Genomic DNA, 12,845 nt, shown 5'->3' on the forward strand with positions numbered 1-12,845 from the left:
ATTAAGGTTTAACAGGTCCACCGTTTTGTTGTGCATGCAGCATTTCATCATATGTAGTGGTTACCCCTTGGCTACTTGTAACATTTCCATTATTATCGACATATCCGTTAGCGCCAGTATCCCAGATCATATTCCATCCGCCTGAAGTTTTTTGAACTGTGAGTCCCCCACTCCAAGTACCAGTAGCACGTCTATACAAATCTTCTGCTTGATCAGCACGTTTAACCACTTGGTCGCTTTGTTGCGAAGTAGAATCGCTGCTATTGTCAGATTGAGAATCATCGTTCGATGAAGTTGTTTGACTACTGCTGTTTGAACTTGCATTAGTATCCGAACTGTCTTGGTCATCGCTGTCATCAACGTTGATCTGGTCTGAAAAATCTGGTTTAGCAACAATATTGTCAGAGTTTAGATATTGAATCTTGACCTGACCGTTGCTCAACGTGGTAGTCGAAACCTTGGTAAATAGTTGGTTGATAGTAATTGCTTGTCCATGCGAAAGCGTCGTGGTGCCTTTTTTATCAGATTTAATAGTCTCATCGCCTCTGATCAAAGAAAAATCGGCATACTTTAAACTAATATTTTTCGATGAGTTATTTTTCACCGTCATATTGACTGAGTATTTGTTCTTATCTTCTTGAGTTAATTTAAAACTAAACTTCACTTGCTTCTTATCTTGTTGGCTCAACTTTTGATAAGCGTTTGAAGTACTGCCGCTTACGTTAGCTGGATCGTTTGCACTATTAGACGAGCTAGAGTTGGAACTGCATCCCGCCAGAAGCATCGCCGAAATTATCCCCATTAATATAATGCTTTTTTTCATTAATATTTCCCCCAAAAATTGTTTATGCATTTACCATATCATTAAAATATTTATTTCAAAATAACAATACGCTTATCGAACAATTAAAAGAAACGGCCCAAATTCTTCAACCTGCGACTGTAAAAAGATTTTTCACTGAACTCGTCAGTATTAAAAGAAATTGATTTCTAAATTTTTGAGCTGCTGTATAGCTCACAACAAAAGAGTATCAGGGGTTTTGAATATCCTGATACTCTTTTTTAACGAAATCTTCTTTTACGTGAAAATATTCTGATAATGACTTTTCGTCTGGACCACGTTACAACTAAAATTGCGGTCATAAATAACGTAGCGTTTAAGATGATCAAGGTCGATGAGTCCATTTCTCTTGGCGTCAATCTTCTGATGGTTCCAAGCGGCGCACGATGAGTTTGATCCACGTACCATTTAAGATTCATCTGCGGACTTGGCAATATCTTGCCACTAGTTAACGAATAGCTGGAAAGCCCACCAGTGTAGCTCACTGGTTGATTGCTATTGTTGAGGATCGAAATTTTCAAGTTTCTAGCCGTGGTGGTTGGATACTTCACAGTTTGAGTCGACTTAGCTTCATCGGTCACCTTGCGAATGACCTTTTCGTTATCACTGACTGTGATTGTAACGATAGATTTGGACCTTGAAGTTAGATCGATTCGATCAGAACTATGACCTCTGACAGGAACGTTAAAATCGTATTTTTCATGAGGATTGATTTGAACTGACTTCGGATCGAAGTAACTACCAATACCTTGAAGGTCCACAGAGGTTGTTTGAGATGCTTGCAAGTTGGTGGTTTGAATCAGACTGAAAGTACTCAAGATAATTCCCACAGCCATCAAACCACTGACTGCCACTCTTCTGGATGTGTTGAAACTAAACTGTGGTGCGGACGACCAGCCGACTGTTCCTAAGACCATAATAATTGGTAACAATGGCAAGGCATAACGCGGTTCAACTTCCCAGATCAGAACGTGAAATGCGGTTAACCCTAGCGTGAACATGCTCAATAATGACGTTACTAGTAGATGCTTGCGAGTGGTGAATAATTTCCAAATGATTCCTAACAATAAGGTAATATATCCAACTTGTGCAACCAACAAGGCCCAGAAACGATCCGAATCTTGATGGCTAATAAATTCTGATGGAGCTTTGACCCACTGCTGATTCAAGTTGATGGCATCAAAGTCTCCGTGACTGAGAAAGACTCCTAACTTCTGAACAAAGTGAGACGTTAATCCGATCGGACCCATTTCTGAAACACGCTCGCGAATCTTGTCATTAGCAATCGTCTTTTTTTCAGTCGCTGTTTTGGCTGAACGGACTGAATAAAAATCCGCTCCGTTGTATTGACCTTGAGTCTGTGGATTCAAACTCATTGCGATCCAGCTAGTTACTGGCGTTGACTGGTCAGGACTTTTGACATAGCCATTGTTTTTGGCAATTCCAGAAAACATCCCAAAGAATAAGACTAGCGTTATAACGCTTCCGACTAGCCATTTCAGGGCTAACTTCCAGTCAACCATTTTTGCGAATGAACCAATGACTAAGATGATAAAAATAGCGATCCAAAGCACGATCTGGTTGCTTTTCATTACAACTGATAAAGCTAATAAGAGCCAGCTTCCGATGCCTGCTAGCCATCTAATTTTTCCATGATGACTTTTGAAAATCAATCCCAGTGCGATAATGTTTAACGCCATTGGCATAATCAATGGATCATTGTATGAGAACAATCCAAAACTATATACTGGAACGCTCAATAGCCAAGTGATCATAAGTAACAAGGCTGCTGGACGCCAATATTTCCAACGTCTGATAATAAATAGACCGGAAAGTAATCCGGTATCGATCCAGATAAACCTAATAATATTTAGCCATGGCCAAGGTTGAGTAATTCCTAACTTCAAAAATGGCTTGATCAAAGACGCTTCAAATAGCGCTGTATTGACATTATTAGGATAAATTTTGAAATAATCCTGCCATACTTGACTGCCTCTAGCTAAGGCAATTGCCTGCTCACGAACAAAATAACTATCCGCTCTTGCAACATCAATAAAGCTAAGTGCGACAAAAAGTTGAGCGATAAAAATCAAGGCACCAACGATTATTAATGACCAGCGATACATCTTTGGCGTCATCAAATCGACACCCTTGCGGATACCATTGATAATGATCAATAGACCAATTGAGACTATGATCAGAACTGGAGGTTGGACCCAATTTTCTTTGTTAAGGAAGGCTTCTGGAATGAACGCCGCAAATAACAATACTAAAGTCAATATTCCTGCAGCTAACCAATTGATGCCAATTAATATTTTTTTACTCATTGTTATCCTCATTTTATTGGAAAACGATTTATTATTATTTATCTTGTTAATTAAGAATTATAAATAAATTCCAGCAATAGAATGATTAAAGTCCAAAAGTATTTTTAGTGATTTTTGAACCAATTCTGCAAAACTTGTAAACATCTTTTATAGTCTACTTTAAGGATGAAAAAAGCAAATGAAAACGCATGAAACTTTTTCATAGCTTCATGCGTTTTTTATATGTATATAACTGTATTTTAAATTATGCATTTGGGTTTTCGTCGTATGACATCATAGGACCATTAACGACAATCGTATCGCCGTTATACATAACAGTTCCCACACTTTTGCCATCACTATCATTAATTGTATAGCCATCGCTTCCATTGTCTGTTGCGGTCACGGAAGATTCCTCACCGACTGCACCATTAAATAGTGAAATTGCTTTCGCACTACTATCTACAATATTGCCAGAAGTATCTTGCGAGTCATTTGAATCGTTATCGCTTGTCGTATCACCAGTACTTTGGTTCGTATTGTCAGTTTGATCTGTTTCATCACCAGTATCAATATCATCTGAAAAATCTGGTGTTGCGACTACATTCGCTGAATCAAAGTATTGAATTGATACTTTTCCATTACTCAAAAGACTGCTGTCGACATTCTTGAACAGCTCGTTTACTGTAATTTGTTGCCCTGCTTTCACAGAAACTTTTTCTTTAGATGCTGACTTAATGCTCTTTTTACCCCTAACCAAATGGAAATACGATTCATCGATCGTTACGACCTTTTTAGAATTATTCTTGATCGTTCCTGAAATCGAATAATTTGAGCTCTCTTCATCCTTGCTAACGGCAAATTTGAAGCTCACATTATTCTGATCCGCCTTGCTTAATTTTTGATATCCTGTTTCATTGACCGATTTCGAAGACGTTGGTTCATTATTACCTGATTTGCCATTCGTAGTATTCGAGCCGCATCCTGCTAAAATAACTAATGCGCCGATACCCATAACAATTGCTGCTTTTTTCATAATTTCTCCCCGAAATATAAATATAATTATATTAAGTACTATAACACTGCAAAAATCTTTTTAGAGGTAAAATTTTTTTCTAGGCGTATAATTAATGAAATGTATAACAACAATATTTTTCTATTCGAGTTTAATGTTCTACAATAACGTGTAAGGGGTGAACTAAATTAAATGATCACATTAAAATCAGAACGAGAAATTGAAGGTATGCGTGAATCTGGTAAGGTTTTGGCAGGTGTCCATCTAGGACTTCGCGACATGATCAAACCTGGTTTGTCAGCATACGACATTGAAGTTTTTGCTAACGACTATATCACAGAACATGGTGCCACGCCTTCTGAAAAAGGCTTTGAAGGCTATAAATACGCAACCTGTGTCGACGTCAACGATGAGGTCGCACATGGTACTCCACGTAAAAATTTGATCCTTAAAGAAGGCGACATCGTCAAAGTTGACATGACTGTTAACAAAGATGGTTACGAAAGCGATTCTTGCTGGAGCTATGCCGTTGGAAACGTTAGTCAATCAACCAAAGATCTCATGGACGTTACGAAGAAGTCGCTCTACTTAGGAATTGCCCAAAGTGTTGTTGGCAATCGCTTAGGCGACATTGGTTTTGCCATTCAAGACTTCACTGAAAATAAACACGACTACGGCGACGTTCGTGAATTGATCGGACATGGTATCCAACCTACAATGCACGAAAAGCCCGACGTATTTCACTACGGTCAAAAAGGCAAGGGACTCCGTCTCAAGGCTGGTATGACAATTACGATCGAACCAATGATCAACGAAGGAACTTGGGAGATCAAGGATCATACTCTCAAAGATAAGAATGACCCTTGGATCTACTACGTTTCCGCTGATGGTAGCTGGTCTGCTCAATATGAACACACACTAGCAATTACCGATGACGGTCCAAAAATCTTAACTTCACAAGATGCTGAAGAAGATGCTAAGATGCTCGCATGGGCACGTCAATATATCAAAGATAATAACTATTAATAACTTGCATCACAGTAAAAAATAAGAGTCAGCCGAGATTTTTCTCAGTTGACTCTTATTTTTTATACTGCTGCAGCTGCTAATTTAGCTTTTCTTTTCTCTTCTGATTTGGCAACTAATTTTGCTGCAACCATTGAACTGGTTACATTAGTTGTCGTTCTTGCCATATCAACGAATGCGTCGATACCAGCGAAGATACTGATCAATTGAACTGGTAATCCCAAGGTTACAAACATTGCAGTAGCAAGCATGATACCACCACCTGGAACACCTGCTGTACCAAATGAAATGATTGGGCATAAGACAATGATGACGATAGCTTGCGTCAATGAGATATGTCCGCCCATTGATTGAATTGCATAAACTGAAAGAAGCGGTGGCCAAATCCCGGCACATCCTGACATCCCCATCGTTGTTCCCAATGAACCAACGAAGTTAGCGATGTTTTCTGGCACATGCAATTTTTTCGTTAAACATTCCACGTAAAGTGGCAATGTACCAGTTGAACTTCTCGATGAAAAGGCCATTAATTGAGCAGGCACGATTCCTTTGAAAAATTTAACTGGTGAAGTTTTACCAACAAACTTGAGCAAAAGCGTATCGGTAAAGTAGATGTGGAAGAAGCAGCCAACAAATGTTAATACGATAATTGTTAGTAGTGGAGTGAGTGCTTTATAATCACTCGTTCCAACTGTATCTGCCATCAAGAAGATGATTGAGTATGGCAAGATCTTGATGATAACGCTAATGATCTTGTAAACAATTTTGTGACTATCATCAATAAAGTGCTTGAACGTCACCATTGATTTTGAATCTTTTGAAGATAGAGCAACGACTGCAATACCAACGATAATTGCAAAAAATACGACTGGTATTACCTTGCCATCTGCCATGGACTTGAATAGATTATCTGAAAATAAATCAGTCAAAACTTGTGTAAATGGAGGAATCTCAGCTGGTTTGTAACCATCGACGATACTGAGATGTCCGCCTTTGCCAATTCCTGAAAGAACTGCCATTGCCATTCCGACGATGGCAGCTAGCATAGTTTGAAACAGTAGCCAAAAGACCGACTTGGCCCCAATACTTTTTAGTTCCGTCATTGTCTTCATTGAGTAAATACTCTTGATCAATGAAACAAGCAATAATGGAATAACCATCATTGATAGAACCCGTGTATAGATCGTACCGAGAACAGCGATGTAATCAGTGTGCCCCTTAAATGCAATCCCGATCACAACACCAATAAGTAAGGCAACAACCGAAGCAAACGTGAAATTTGATTTATTTTTCAGTAAATAAATCAAGTAACAAGCAACTAAGGAAACTGCTAACGTTAATAAACTCCATAAAACGCTATTCATGAAATAACCCCCCGTTATTTTTTGAAACATGTTCCATCCAATCAACAATGTTACGTGATTCACAAAACAAAAGAAAGCGGTTTCCGAAAAATAAATAATTATTTTTATTTTAATAAAATGTGTAAAAAATTATCAAAATAGCCAACTAACATATGCTAGTTGGCTATTTTATGTAACTACCTATTCCAAATGAAATGTATCAATAATTGGTCGACCTGCTTATTTTCATGCAATTTGCTGTGTTGAGCGTTTTTACCAATGATCTTTTTTTCACGATAAGACGTAACCTGATTTCCGATTAAATATTTTAATGATTTAGACGAAGCATTGCTGACACGTCCATCAGAATTGGTTCCATCATTTTTATTCCCGTAAATATTTAAAACTTTGACCGATTGATAAGCCTTGGTTTTACGAAGTGCTGTCAGTTGCCGATAATCTTGATCCATTTTTGTTGGTTTGCCGTTGGCATCTAGCTGCATTTGATTAGGTTTGTCATTCATACCTAAAATACCATTGTAGTGTCCGGCAATATCCACTTGTTTTTGTAATTTTGGTAAGTTGTGATCATTATGATTGTCTAACATGTAATAAATAATCGCCATGTTACCCATTGAATGACCAACCATATTGAATTTTTTGATGTGATAAACTTTTTGCAATTTGACAATCACGTTTTTTGCCCACTGACCGTCTTGATGATAATTGGGATTGCGATTATTTTCATATCCCACTTCAACGATTGGGTGCTTTTCACTAGCGGGAATAACTCCCTTTAACGTGACCTTTCCATCCTTGTCGACGATTGCTTTGATAATGGTCTTGGACGCTCCAGCTTTAACAGCAGCATTTGCCATTTGATTCTCAGCATTAGTACTACTGCCGTAACCATGGAAAAATAACGTCGGTACCATCCTGGCTCCTTCTTTTGTCGTTACCTGACTTTGATTCGAAGAATTAGAGCAAGCAACCGTTACGACCGTTGTAATCAACAATAAAGTCATCAAAAAAATCCATTTTATCAACTTACGCATGTGATAGTCATCCCTATTTCATTTTGTTACGTGTGTCTGCTAACATCTTGTCGACTGCTTCGTAGACCGTGGTATGTGGATCAGTATATTGATATTGATAGACATCCGGATACTTAGTCTCTAAACGAACTTTATCCAGCATACGGGGAACAAAGTCTCGATAATATTGAGTATCCGAAACTGGGGCTAAAATCGCCGCAGCTTCTTCACCAGGAATTACCTTCACAACACTTCCAAAGACTGTCTTTAACTCATCATCTGAATAGTGTTCACGAACCATACTTTCTAATTGCGAAAGCATCAATTTCATTCCAGAACCCAAATATCTTTTTCCAGACGTATTCGGATCATTCATTAAGGTTATTTCCATGTTGGCAAGATCTCTAACATCTACACTATACATCTGACTCTCTGCGATGTAGCCATCATTTGCAAGGTAAGCGTAAATCATATCGTGTTGCCATGGGGTTACGCTAGGCCCAATGATACTAGTCGGATGTAAAACTGTTAGTTTCATTCCAGAGCCATTTTTATCATCGTTAGCAATGAAATCATCAGCAGCTTTTTCTTCGTATGGCTTGATGATCATGAAAATGTCAGCCAAACCTGGTGTCTTTGGATCAGTCCAGTCATCCTCATTAAATACCGTCTTATTAGGATCAGTATTGCCATAAGAGACCCCACCTTCGGAACCTAACTGAACGATTTTTTCAACAGTTCCTGCCTCGTTAGCAAACTGATAAAGTCGTTCTACGGCATTGACCTTAGTCTGTGAAATTTCCTCAGTTGTCTGGTCATTAGGATCAAAGGTGGCCGAATTATTAAAGATCCATTTAGCATCCCTTGTCGCCTCTGCCCAGTTATCATCAGTCAATAAATCAGCCTTGATGAAAGTGGCATCTGGATACTTTTCCTTCATATAATCCGCTTTTTCTTCGCTGCGGTAAGTACCGGTGATATTAGTAAAACCTAGTCCTGATAATGTATCAATCAGCCAAGCACCCGTATAGCCAGTTGCTCCAACAACCAAAACTTTATCTGTAGTCTTCATTTTTACTATCTCCTAATTAAGTTGAAAGTAGTGTACTACCTTATAGTAGGTGTAAGGCAAGAGATTTCCTGAAAAAATTTTAGAATTCAATTTTATCCACTTAAGCATTAATTTTGACCACTCATCTACATTCTTGATACGCCAAATGCTATCCGCCCTATACTTGCATCAGCTTAGGAGGTAGAGCAATGCAATTATCCGTTAAAAATTTATCGAAAAAATTTGACCATAAACTAGTCGTTAATAATATCGACTTAACTATTAATGAAGGAGATTTAGTCGCATTTCTAGGACCTAATGGGGCTGGAAAATCCACTACCATCAATATGTTAACAGGGTTGATCCCTCAAACATCCGGCGAGATCGCCATTGATGATCTAAAACCAACTGATACCAAATACCATCAACAGATCGGCGTTGTTTTTCAAAAGAGCGTTCTAGATGACGACCTAACAGTGAAACAAAATTTGCAGAGTCGTTATGGAATGTATCGAAATCACACTAACAATCTAAGAAAATGGATCAAGCTTTTTCAATTGGAACCGCTAATGAATCAAAAATACAAAACACTTTCTGGTGGACAAAAACGTTGCGTTGATATTGCACGAGCTTTGATCCATAATCCCAAGATTCTGTTTCTGGATGAGCCCACGACGGGACTAGATATTCAAACTAGATCATTGATCTGGGATGTATTAAATCAGCTTCGTAAAAATCAAAATTTAACCATAATTTTAACGACTCATTATTTAGAAGAAGCAGAATTAGCTAATTTTGTCTATGTCATCGATCACGGACAGATCATCGCAGCAGACACGGTCAACAATCTAAAACAGGATTTTGCGCAGAACGTTTTAACTTTGCAACTAGATTCAAAAAATGACCTGCCACAACAAGTCAAAAATTTTCAATATCAAATCAATGCTGATGACGTTTCTGTTTTTATACCTACTAAAAATGATGCTATTAATTTATTGGATTCATTAAAACAAGAAATACAAGGATTCGAATATCGCCGTGGAAATATGGATGATATTTTTCTAAAATTAACGGGAAATCGGGGAAATTCAAAATGATAAGTTTGATAAATCGTAATTTAAAACTGTTTTTTAGCAGTAAAAGTAAGGTGTTCTTTTCATTACTGGGGGCTCTGATCTCATTTGTACTCTACTTAGTTTTTTTGAAGCAAAACATGGTGACTAGTTGGGTAACTCTCAAGGATGCACATGTATTACTTGATCAATGGCTTATCGGCGGAACCTTGACCGTTACTGCCATTACCACCACAGGTAGTGCTTTGGGACAAATGGTCAAAGACCGCGAAGGTAGCCGTTTATCAGACTTGATTCTGACGGACCTTTCGTACAATAAGATACATTTAAGCTATTTATTCAGTGCCTGGATCATTGGTATGTTAATGCAAATTGCCATGTTTATCGTTATGCAATTATATTTTCAAACTCAAGATTCATTGCCATTTGATACTAATATTATTTTGCCCGTCTTAGGAATAATGGCCTTAAGCAGTTTAGTCTGGAGCGCCTTTAATATGGTGTTGTTCACATTAGTAAAAAGCGTTGATACCGTTGGTCACATCAATTCAATCATCAGTGCTGCATCAGGATTTTTTGCTGGAGTTTATATGCCCTTAGGAGTACTCCCAACTTTTGCCCAAAATTTAATGAAATTGACGCCTGCACCGTACAACGCAGCCCTGTTTAGACAGATACTAATGAAAAAACAAATCAATTCTGACTTCCATAATCTTCCAAATTATTCCTTACTCAAATTCAAACAAAACTTAGGTATTGTCGTAGAAACAAATTTTTCAAATGATTTAAAAATATTATTGTGGTCATTTTTAATTCTATTAGTCTTAATTTTGGTTCTTTATCGATATAATAGGAAAATAGTAATTAACAAGATTTAAGGGATGAATATGAAAATAAACGTCAATTATCAACAAAATAACATTCTATCTGAAGGCCAAATTGAAGTTACAGTATCAGCTAAACAACTATCTGATGATGTCCAAAAGCTAGTCAACTCAATTTCTGATCTTGATAATCATTTTGGGGTCGTTCCATTATCGATCAACGATAAAGTGATTATGGTACCAACTGAAGAGATCATTGCAATCGAAGTTTATGAAAATGAATTGACTGTTTACACTATCACGGATAATTATCAACTCAAAGGTAAATTAAAGACGATGTTGCAACGATTGACAAACGATGATTTTTTGCAAATATCAAAAAATGCCATCATTAACCTGAATTATTTATTGTCATTAGAAGCTTCATTTTCAGGAAATATGACGGCTTTTTTGAAAAACAATTTAAAAATGACTGTTAGCCGCAAATATTTATCAGAATTAAAAGAAAACTTGGGGATGTAATTATGTTGAAAAAAATGTGTAGATATACCTTAATTGGTTTACTGATCGGTTCTTTAACCTATCTGATCCTACTAGCAACTCAAGGAAATAGTCATATGATAACTAGGACTAATATCATTAGCGTTTTAATTATGAGTGCCTTGATCGGATTAGTCTCAAGCATATTTGAATTGGACTGGAACCCTCTCATAACTCGCTCACTGCATTTGATCGTAACTTTCGGTCTAGTTACAATAACCAGTATATTCAATCAGTGGTGGCCAAATTTTAACAAAAATCTAATAGCAAGTTTCTTCGGATTCTTGATCATATATATCTTAGTCTGGGTCGGACTATACGTCGCAGATTGGGCAGATGCAAAAAGGATGAACCAAAAATTGAGAACCCGTAACAAATAAGAGCGATAAAGGCCACGTTTTGAAACCGGTACATAAGGTGAGCCAATACGTAGCTGGCCAGTGGAGTGTTGGCTCATCTTATGTCGTAGGTTTCAGTGAATTTTATCGCGTTTCCGCTCAATAAGAGCGAAAGAAGGCATGTCCTGACACAAAAAAGCGATGACCTCATCAGAGATCATCGCTATTATTATGTCTATTTTAGATAAAATCAGTAACTTCTTTAACGCTATAACGTACTGACTTAGTATATTCTTCGTCTGGTTTACCAATAGCAATGGCTGTTACCGGAATAAATCTATCGCTATCAAGATCAAATGTTGAAGCTACTTTGTCGAAGAAGTAGCCTGACATTGGATTTGCTTCGTAGCCGTGTGCACGAGCTAGCAATAATAGTTGCATGGCCACCATGCTACCGTCCAAAGTTGCATCTTTTTCCAAGAAACTTCGGTCCGCATGTTCATAGAGTGGCAAGAATGTCTTGAATACCTTGTCACGTTCTTCAACGGTGATTTGACCATTTTCTGCGGCCTTGTTCCAAACATCACGGTACTTGTAATGCGATTGTGTGTCACCAAGGATAAAGATAACTGTCGAAGCTGAGTCTACTTGTGGGTAGTTGAATGGCATCATAACTGAATGAGCCTTTTCCTTTGCTTCTGGTGTGTTGCAGACTACAAAATGCCATGATTGCAAATTACATGCTGAAGGTGCTGAGATAGCCTCTTCTAACATTTCTGAAATTTCCTCATTTGAGATCTTAACGTCTTTTTTGAATTTTCTGTATGAGTGACGATTCAACATAATATCTGAAAAATCATTATTTACTAAATTCTTTTTTGTGGCATCCATAATAAGTATCTCCTCAAAATTTATAATTATTTATAATTGACATATCAATTGTTGACACGTCAATCGTACATCAACAGATTAACTTTGTAAATACATTCACAATCTATTTTTTAAAAAAAGAGTTCATCCCTGAACTCAATTTATTTTTAGATCACTTAATTTTTGTAATAATTTGGATAATTGTACAATTTCATCATTAGAGAATTTTTCGTTAAATTCAGAAACTAATTCTTTATCTTCAGGAGTATGCCCACAGTTGGCGACAGTCTTTTTTGCAAAGTCTGTCAACTCAACCATCACTTCACGATTATTCTCTGGGTTACGCGAACGGCTAACATACCCTTTATCTTCAAGGTCTTTGAGATGCCGAGAAATTGCTGATCCGTTAATTTGAAGTTCTTTTTGAATATCTGTCTGGGTCATTTCACCATGTCGATTTAGAAACAGCAACAAAACGTATCGAGTTAAATTAATATCTTTTTGGTTTTTAAAAATTTCGCTCACGTTTAAATCAGCAATCTTCAACCGATACAATAACGTGATCAATTCTTCAATTTCCATTC

Annotated in this window: 13 protein-coding genes; 5 read left to right on the forward strand and 8 right to left on the reverse strand. The window is 37.3% G+C overall.

Annotated elements, in window-relative coordinates; genetic code table 11:
• Position 1 precedes the first annotated feature (1 nt).
• The 3 genes from LKF16_RS07795 to LKF16_RS07805 form a co-directional block, all read right to left on the reverse strand.
• Positions 2 to 823 carry a hypothetical protein gene (locus LKF16_RS07795; RefSeq protein WP_291470229.1) on the reverse strand — a complete coding sequence of 274 codons (822 nt, stop codon included), beginning with the start codon at positions 821 to 823 and terminating at the stop codon, positions 2 to 4.
• 239 nt (positions 824 to 1,062) lie between these two features.
• Positions 1,063 to 3,168, reverse strand: a complete 2,106-nt coding sequence (locus tag LKF16_RS07800; protein WP_291470231.1) for a hypothetical protein — start codon at positions 3,166 to 3,168, stop codon at positions 1,063 to 1,065.
• 244 nt (positions 3,169 to 3,412) lie between these two features.
• Positions 3,413 to 4,183 carry a hypothetical protein gene (locus LKF16_RS07805; RefSeq protein WP_291470233.1) on the reverse strand — a complete coding sequence of 257 codons (771 nt, stop codon included), beginning with the start codon at positions 4,181 to 4,183 and terminating at the stop codon, positions 3,413 to 3,415.
• Positions 4,184 to 4,354: 171 nt separating this feature from the next.
• On the opposite strand from LKF16_RS07805, the gene map reads away from it, so the two are divergent.
• Positions 4,355 to 5,188 carry a type I methionyl aminopeptidase gene (gene map, locus LKF16_RS07810; RefSeq protein WP_291470235.1) on the forward strand — a complete coding sequence of 278 codons (834 nt, stop codon included), beginning with the start codon at positions 4,355 to 4,357 and terminating at the stop codon, positions 5,186 to 5,188.
• A 62-nt stretch (positions 5,189 to 5,250) separates the two neighbouring features.
• Here map and LKF16_RS07815 read toward each other — a convergent pair whose 3' ends face one another.
• The 3 genes from LKF16_RS07815 to LKF16_RS07825 all read right to left on the reverse strand — a co-directional run bounded on the left by LKF16_RS07815 (position 5,251) and on the right by LKF16_RS07825 (position 8,637).
• Positions 5,251 to 6,552, reverse strand: coding sequence for a dicarboxylate/amino acid:cation symporter (locus tag LKF16_RS07815; RefSeq protein ID WP_291470236.1), 1,302 nt, complete (start codon positions 6,550 to 6,552; stop codon positions 5,251 to 5,253).
• Positions 6,553 to 6,728: 176 nt separating this feature from the next.
• Positions 6,729 to 7,586 carry an alpha/beta hydrolase gene (locus LKF16_RS07820; RefSeq protein WP_291470237.1) on the reverse strand — a complete coding sequence of 286 codons (858 nt, stop codon included), beginning with the start codon at positions 7,584 to 7,586 and terminating at the stop codon, positions 6,729 to 6,731.
• Between the two features lie 13 nt (positions 7,587 to 7,599).
• Entirely contained in the window at positions 7,600 to 8,637 is a 1,038-nt protein-coding gene (locus LKF16_RS07825; protein WP_291470238.1) for an NAD-dependent epimerase/dehydratase family protein, read from the reverse strand.
• 188 nt (positions 8,638 to 8,825) lie between these two features.
• Between LKF16_RS07825 and LKF16_RS07830 the strand changes: the two genes are divergently transcribed.
• The 4 genes from LKF16_RS07830 to LKF16_RS07845 are packed head-to-tail and all read left to right on the forward strand — an operon-like array spanning position 8,826 to position 11,433.
• Positions 8,826 to 9,713 carry an ABC transporter ATP-binding protein gene (locus LKF16_RS07830; RefSeq protein ID WP_291470239.1) on the forward strand — a complete coding sequence of 296 codons (888 nt, stop codon included), beginning with the start codon at positions 8,826 to 8,828 and terminating at the stop codon, positions 9,711 to 9,713.
• Positions 9,710 to 10,567, forward strand: a complete 858-nt coding sequence (locus tag LKF16_RS07835) for an ABC transporter permease (RefSeq protein ID WP_291470240.1) — start codon at positions 9,710 to 9,712, stop codon at positions 10,565 to 10,567. Before LKF16_RS07830 ends, LKF16_RS07835 begins: the two co-directional genes overlap by 4 nt.
• A gap of 9 nt (positions 10,568 to 10,576) precedes the next feature.
• Positions 10,577 to 11,035 carry a LytTR family DNA-binding domain-containing protein gene (locus LKF16_RS07840; RefSeq protein ID WP_291470242.1) on the forward strand — a complete coding sequence of 153 codons (459 nt, stop codon included), beginning with the start codon at positions 10,577 to 10,579 and terminating at the stop codon, positions 11,033 to 11,035.
• Positions 11,036 to 11,037: 2 nt separating this feature from the next.
• Positions 11,038 to 11,433: a DUF3021 domain-containing protein gene (locus LKF16_RS07845; RefSeq protein WP_291470244.1), complete on the forward strand. Its 396-nt coding sequence runs from the start codon at positions 11,038 to 11,040 to the stop codon at positions 11,431 to 11,433.
• A 198-nt stretch (positions 11,434 to 11,631) separates the two neighbouring features.
• Here the strand turns inward: LKF16_RS07845 and LKF16_RS07850 are convergent, their stop codons facing one another.
• Both LKF16_RS07850 and LKF16_RS07855 read right to left on the reverse strand, forming a co-directional pair.
• Entirely contained in the window at positions 11,632 to 12,282 is a 651-nt protein-coding gene (locus tag LKF16_RS07850; RefSeq protein WP_291470246.1) for a nitroreductase family protein, read from the reverse strand.
• Between the two features lie 135 nt (positions 12,283 to 12,417).
• Entirely contained in the window at positions 12,418 to 12,843 is a 426-nt protein-coding gene (locus LKF16_RS07855) for a MarR family winged helix-turn-helix transcriptional regulator (RefSeq protein ID WP_291470248.1), read from the reverse strand.
• Between the last annotated feature and the right edge of the window lie 2 nt (positions 12,844 to 12,845).

The organism is Companilactobacillus sp. (genome assembly GCF_022484265.1).
Classification (GTDB): Bacteria; Bacillota; Bacilli; order Lactobacillales; family Lactobacillaceae; genus Companilactobacillus.

Excerpts from the sequence above, each read along its gene's own strand:
- LKF16_RS07795 (WP_291470229.1), bottom strand. The coding sequence starts at position 823 with ATGAAAAAAAGCATTATATTAATGGGGATAATTTCGGCGATGCTTCTG.
- LKF16_RS07800 (WP_291470231.1), bottom strand. The coding sequence starts at position 3,168 with ATGAGTAAAAAAATATTAATTGGCATCAATTGGTTAGCTGCAGGAATA.
- LKF16_RS07805 (WP_291470233.1), bottom strand. The coding sequence starts at position 4,183 with ATGAAAAAAGCAGCAATTGTTATGGGTATCGGCGCATTAGTTATTTTA.
- map (WP_291470235.1), top strand. The coding sequence starts at position 4,355 with ATGATCACATTAAAATCAGAACGAGAAATTGAAGGTATGCGTGAATCT.
- LKF16_RS07815 (WP_291470236.1), bottom strand. The coding sequence starts at position 6,552 with ATGAATAGCGTTTTATGGAGTTTATTAACGTTAGCAGTTTCCTTAGTT.
- LKF16_RS07820 (WP_291470237.1), bottom strand. The coding sequence starts at position 7,586 with ATGCGTAAGTTGATAAAATGGATTTTTTTGATGACTTTATTGTTGATT.
- LKF16_RS07825 (WP_291470238.1), bottom strand. The coding sequence starts at position 8,637 with ATGAAGACTACAGATAAAGTTTTGGTTGTTGGAGCAACTGGCTATACG.
- LKF16_RS07830 (WP_291470239.1), top strand. The coding sequence starts at position 8,826 with ATGCAATTATCCGTTAAAAATTTATCGAAAAAATTTGACCATAAACTA.
- LKF16_RS07835 (WP_291470240.1), top strand. The coding sequence starts at position 9,710 with ATGATAAGTTTGATAAATCGTAATTTAAAACTGTTTTTTAGCAGTAAA.
- LKF16_RS07840 (WP_291470242.1), top strand. The coding sequence starts at position 10,577 with ATGAAAATAAACGTCAATTATCAACAAAATAACATTCTATCTGAAGGC.
- LKF16_RS07845 (WP_291470244.1), top strand. The coding sequence starts at position 11,038 with ATGTTGAAAAAAATGTGTAGATATACCTTAATTGGTTTACTGATCGGT.
- LKF16_RS07850 (WP_291470246.1), bottom strand. The coding sequence starts at position 12,282 with ATGGATGCCACAAAAAAGAATTTAGTAAATAATGATTTTTCAGATATT.
- LKF16_RS07855 (WP_291470248.1), bottom strand. The coding sequence starts at position 12,843 with ATGGAAATTGAAGAATTGATCACGTTATTGTATCGGTTGAAGATTGCT.